The 5,146-nt window shown below is 46.8% G+C and carries 6 protein-coding genes; all 6 read right to left on the bottom strand.

Features of this window, described 5'->3' with window-relative positions:
* Window positions 1-71: 71 nt before the first annotated feature.
* On the bottom strand, window positions 72-545 hold the full coding sequence (locus tag IBX50_RS16965; protein WP_292257484.1) for a DUF2335 domain-containing protein: 474 nt from the start codon (window positions 543-545) through the stop codon (window positions 72-74).
* A gap of 4 nt (window positions 546-549) precedes the next feature.
* Window positions 550-759 carry a hypothetical protein gene (locus IBX50_RS16960; RefSeq protein WP_292257483.1) on the bottom strand — a complete coding sequence of 70 codons (210 nt, stop codon included), beginning with the start codon at window positions 757-759 and terminating at the stop codon, window positions 550-552.
* 283 nt (window positions 760-1,042) lie between these two features.
* Window positions 1,043-2,197 carry a DegT/DnrJ/EryC1/StrS aminotransferase family protein gene (locus IBX50_RS16955; protein WP_292257482.1) on the bottom strand — a complete coding sequence of 385 codons (1,155 nt, stop codon included), beginning with the start codon at window positions 2,195-2,197 and terminating at the stop codon, window positions 1,043-1,045.
* 20 nt (window positions 2,198-2,217) lie between these two features.
* Complete coding sequence (locus IBX50_RS16950) at window positions 2,218-2,931, bottom strand: hypothetical protein (RefSeq protein ID WP_292257481.1); 714 nt, start codon at window positions 2,929-2,931, stop codon at window positions 2,218-2,220.
* Window positions 2,931-3,971 (bottom strand): AAA family ATPase, encoded by a 1,041-nt coding sequence (locus tag IBX50_RS16945; protein ID WP_292257480.1) that lies wholly within the window; start codon window positions 3,969-3,971, stop codon window positions 2,931-2,933. Before IBX50_RS16945 ends, IBX50_RS16950 begins: the two co-directional genes overlap by 1 nt.
* The gene (locus tag IBX50_RS16940) at window positions 3,965-5,053 is read right to left on the bottom strand and encodes a DUF262 domain-containing protein (RefSeq protein ID WP_292257479.1); all 1,089 of its coding nucleotides are present in this window, start codon (window positions 5,051-5,053) and stop codon (window positions 3,965-3,967) included. Before IBX50_RS16940 ends, IBX50_RS16945 begins: the two co-directional genes overlap by 7 nt.
* Window positions 5,054-5,146 lie beyond the last annotated feature (93 nt).

Genomic DNA, 5,146 nt, shown 5'->3' with positions numbered 1-5,146 from the left:
GGGTTAGTTGCCCGCTATTTTTCAGCGCTTAACCCGATCACCCGAGCCTTTACCTTTAGTGGTGGTTTTTTTCATGACTGGGAGCGTTTCTCAAGAATACGAGGTGCAACAAACAAAGCGACCATCCCGAATAAATCCAGGCTACCAATAATCGCAGCAGCAACAGTGCTGTAAGGTGCTATGGCAGCTGCAGCAACCAAACCAGCAACGGCAATAACACCACCGATCACCTGACCTCGGCGATCTTTAGCTATAGCACCTTGAAGGCTTTTTTGCTGCATATCATGCGCGTGAGCCTGCTCTTTACTAGCCATACTCAAAATGGTTTGGCGAGTGGCATCATCATACTGATTGAGTAGATCAGGTGGCGGTAAAGGACCAACATGAAGCTGTTGGCGTGTAACGGACATCAGTACTTCACCCGGTTCATTATCAAGTAGCTCAGCTAAAAGGCTCTGTTCTTGGGCAGACAGTTGACCTTGATGAAGCTTTGTCGCCAGCTGGTGAAGCTGCTGTTCAGGGGTAACGACTTCCTTATCGACCATAATTTTACCCTTGTGCTTTAATATTTGCCTTTACTTGTGCTTCAGCTTGCTTCAAATACTCGCCTGACGCATTCCAATACTGCGAAATGCGAACCTGCTGACTTTGTGATGGAAGGTACTCTTCGTACTGACCCGAAGGCCAAATTTGCCCGATACTTGACAGGCCTTGCATTACACCAAAATACTTGCGGGTCTCTGCAGTTTTCATACTCATAGCTATGCCTTTTTGGCTATTGGTACTTTTACAACTATAACGCAATAGACCACTCTTCAGCCAAAAAATTGCTTATTACCACCCCACCGAAACAAACCAACACTTGGCAACCACCTCCGTAGGAGCGCACTCAAGTGGTAGCGCAGTCCTCTGCGCGATTTTGCAGTAATCGCTCTCGGAGAGAGCTCCAACTGAGAGCTCCTAGATCACCAGACGTTTATGGCTACGATCCAGAGTGGCAATTTTCAGGTGAAGCTTAGTGGTGGTCTTTTTCATAGCAGGCCTATCCCTTCATGACAGCAGCCAATACCTGACAGGTTTTATCAATCTCTTCCTGAGTCAAAGTTGGGTGCACCAAAAACATCAAACTGGTTTCTCCCAACTCTTTAGCTACCGATAAACGCTCTGATGGGCGAAAACCAGTATTGTCAAAGGCTTTTTCCAGATAGACCTCTGAGCAGGAACCTGAAAAACAAGGTACACCCCGCTCATTAATCTGCTGCATTATACGGTCACGCTGCTCGGAAGTAGCTTCAACAAATACATAGCACTTATAAGCCGCGTGCTCGATTTCTTCAGGCACTTCCGGGATTCTTAACCCAGTCAGTTGCTTGGCGGTTTCCCAAATTTGCTGGGCATAACGCAGTCGGGTTTTGTGCCATTCCGGCATACGCTTCAGCTGGATACGCCCAATCACCGCCTGTATCTCTGTCATTCGCCAATTAGTACCGAAGGACTCATGCAGCCAACGAAAACCAGGGGGATGCTCACGCTCATAAACTGCCTCCCAGCTTTTGCCATGATCTTTAAACGACCACATTTTTGACCAGAGCGCTCGATCATTGGTGGTGACCATACCCCCTTCGCCACCTGTGGTCATAATCTTATCCTGACAGAAAGACCAGCAGCCGATATGCCCGATCGAACCCACTGAACGCCCCTTGTAACGAGCGCCATGCGCCTGGGCGCAGTCTTCAATCACATAAAGACCCCGCTCTTGCGCCAGCGTCATAATACTATCCATATCACAAGGCCAACCGGCCAGATGCACACACACAATCGCTTTAGTTCGAGGGGTTAGCACAGCTTTGATGGTTTCGGCAGTGATATTCTGTGAATCGCGGTCTACATCGGCAAACACCGGTACCGCACCGGAATTGACAATACTGGAAACCGAAGCCAAAAAGGTGCGAGACGTAACGATCACCTCATCACCGGAACCCACAGCTAAGGCCTGGAACGCCAAATCCAGAGCTACCGTGCCATTGGCCAGGGCAATCGCGTACTCAGTTTCCGCAAAAGCAGCAAACTCCCGCTCAAACGCACGGCCTTCCTGCCCCGTCCAGTAATTGACCTTATTGGAAAGCAAAACATTTCGTACAGCATTGGCCTCTTCTTCAGTAAACGAAGGCCAGGGAGAAAAGGGTCCATTCAACATTTAAACATACACCCAATAACTTAATTAATTTTTCGAACCAGCAGCGTACATTCTTTGCTGGTATCGAATAGATACTCAATACCGCTGGTCACAACGACTTCCAACTCACCATCAATCAACAGATAACGGTCATGAACACTGGTGTATCTAGGGCTGCTATCCTGTTTCACCTTCCACTGATGGCAAATCTGTTTCACCTCTGAAGCCAGCGCGGTTGTATAAGCAGAAAAGAAGATCGACAAAGAACGCTTGGGGAGCAACTGCAAAAACTGGCGAGAACTTGCTTTCAGTCGGCCCGTTTGCTCAACACATAAATAACGATCAACCAGAGTTATCGTACGTGCATTATCCAGCAAAGCTTTCAACCACGCATGGGCTTTGGTTCGATCATCACCTGGCTTCAAGGTCATAACTAACTCCTGACTCACCACATCTGAACCTAGTTTAACTGCAGGGTAGACAGCGGAAGCTTCACTCAACACCAGCTTATAGCGGGTCAGAGGCGCCAATTCTTCCGCTGTTTGATTGATATACTGCATAGTCGCCAACTGCTGGAACAATGCAGGGTCATCAACACCAACTGCCTTAAGCTGTGCAACACTGGTAATGTGGGGTGGTTGATACATACGCAGCAAGTTCTGAATGACTGCTGTGCTGGTTTCCTGAACCAAGCCTTGCTTAAAATCATAGAAAACTTTTAGTAACCCATTCTCCATGGCTAAAGTGTAATCCATCACCCCATCTCCAATAGCTCGCCTAAAGTTGAATCAAAAAAACCGGTTGGGAAATTTACCCGCTCACCTGCCTGGTCACAAAAATGACCACTCGCCAAAATACCCATGGCTAAAAAAGGCTGATGGACACCTGCCTTGTAATAGAGCGCAACATCCTTGGCCGCAAGTCTTTGCTGATAAACTTCATAGCGCACTCTGTTAATCAAGTGCTCACAATGAGTCTCAACAACCAATTGCACACCCCTGGCTGACAAGAAGGCAAAGAACTCACCCAGCTTGGATTGGGCACAAGGATGCAAGTGAATTTCAGGATTCTCAATGAGCAGCAACTGGCCAGGTTGTGCGGACAAGCACATAATCAGCAACTTAAGTAAATAACTATTGCCCGCCCCGGTATTAAGCGGTGACACCTCGCCCAGCTCACCCATACTAAAACTCAACCGAACACTGGTGCTGGTCACTTTCTCAGTCCGGGCTTCACACTCCACGCCAGTAATTTTAGAGAGCCACCAAGCCAACTGTGCCTTCAAAGTCTTGGCTGCTGCCTGATTAACCAGCAAAGAGTTATCAATCGGCTTATCTTTATTCAGCTCAAAATAACCCACTGCAAACTGGCCTTGCTGACCGATGCAAATTTCTTTATTCAAAGGAACCAGCTCTTCCGGTCCCTTACGATCAGCAGCCAGATAAAACAAAGTCTCTTCATAAGCAGGCATCTCGCCGGAATCATAAACAACCCCAGCCCCTTTCTCAGAAATGCGTGCTTGCAACTCATCACCCTTAACTGTAATCAGGCCTATTTCGACCTCCCTGGCATTTGAAGAGCGACACAACACCTCTTCCCACGGCATATAGGGTTTAACCACTTCACCCAAATGACTCAGGTACTTCTGTGGTTTGGCGGCCAAAGCAACCAGGATAGCTTGCAGTAAAGTCGATTTCCCTGAAGCATTCGTACCTGTTACCAAGGTAAGAGGCTGTAATTCAAAAGCCTGTTCTTCAATGCACTTGAAGGCCTTAATATCGATTTTTTTTAGCATTGCAGTGCATCCTTCAATTTTTCAACTTCAGAAAAACGATAATTCACACTGTGTGTACCATCAACACGATTTCTGAAATAGTCACTGGCGTCAAACGCCTGTTTCAACCGGTCAATAGCCTGTACGAGAGAAGCATCAGATACAAGCTGACTCCCCGGTAAAATGGCAAAAAAGTAGGCCAGGCTTTCAAACAAGGCCATGTTAATAGGTCTTCGCTGGGTATTCTTGATTGGAAAACGAAATGCATCCTCACCCATCAGAGCATAAGCTCGCTGCATTGCAATATCAAAAGTCCCAGTTAGATGGTCCAATAGTGCCACATTAGCTTGGTTCAAGTAGCGCATCACAAAAGCCAGAAAATCATCCAGATTGCTTTTATAGGAAAAATCCAGTCGCCCAGTTCGCAGTAAATAAAAGGCGAGAAAGCGCAAAATTACATATTGGTCTCTCATCCGTTTGGGTTGAATACTACCACCTGTTGCCTGCTTAAAAGACTGCAAATGACGCAACTTCTTTAACAATGAAGTGGCCTTACCAGAGTACAAAGCATTTCGCATTTCCTGGTTATTTAACTGGGTTCCGCCTCGGTTTACCCGGTCAAAAATATCATACTTAACCCGCTCAGGCGTGGGAGGCTCTATCACATAAACCAGCAGTTGGTAACGCTCCAGCTTACTGCGATACAAAGGAGGCAAATCCTTGAACCGAAAACCATTAAAATCAGGAAGCATACCCAGCTTTTCCAGAGCAAACTTACCGTTCATAAAATCAATAATTGCACTGGTGCGCTGGCGGCCATCGACCATCTGTTTAATGCCGTTCTCGTCTTCAAATACATAAATAACAGGAATAGGAATACCCATCAAAAGGCTTTCGATCAGCTCACGCTTCTGAGGGTACTTCCACACATTTTCACGCTGAAAAGGCGGCGCTAAAATCAGCTCCTGGGTTTCCTCAACCATTCGTTTAATTTCAAAAGCACTGTACTGATCCCGGCTGACTTTGATCACCGCATCAGGATAAACCTCTTCGGAATGCGGCTGTAACCCCGTCTCAGCTTCAAGATGCGCTTCAGTCATCATGCTTCCATAAAATCATTTGAGTACCATTAGGTTAGCAGGATTACCAATAACCGTAACACCAGGTGGAACATCTTTGGTGACAACAGCACCCAT

This window comes from Marinospirillum sp. (genome assembly GCF_014859565.1).
This window is presented reverse-complemented; position numbering and strand designations above follow the sequence as displayed.

Excerpts from the sequence above, each read along its gene's own strand:
- IBX50_RS16965 (WP_292257484.1), bottom strand. The coding sequence starts at position 545 with ATGGTCGATAAGGAAGTCGTTACCCCTGAACAGCAGCTTCACCAGCTG.
- IBX50_RS16960 (WP_292257483.1), bottom strand. The coding sequence starts at position 759 with ATGAGTATGAAAACTGCAGAGACCCGCAAGTATTTTGGTGTAATGCAA.
- IBX50_RS16955 (WP_292257482.1), bottom strand. The coding sequence starts at position 2,197 with ATGTTGAATGGACCCTTTTCTCCCTGGCCTTCGTTTACTGAAGAAGAG.
- IBX50_RS16950 (WP_292257481.1), bottom strand. The coding sequence starts at position 2,931 with ATGGATTACACTTTAGCCATGGAGAATGGGTTACTAAAAGTTTTCTAT.
- IBX50_RS16945 (WP_292257480.1), bottom strand. The coding sequence starts at position 3,971 with ATGCTAAAAAAAATCGATATTAAGGCCTTCAAGTGCATTGAAGAACAG.
- IBX50_RS16940 (WP_292257479.1), bottom strand. The coding sequence starts at position 5,053 with ATGATGACTGAAGCGCATCTTGAAGCTGAGACGGGGTTACAGCCGCAT.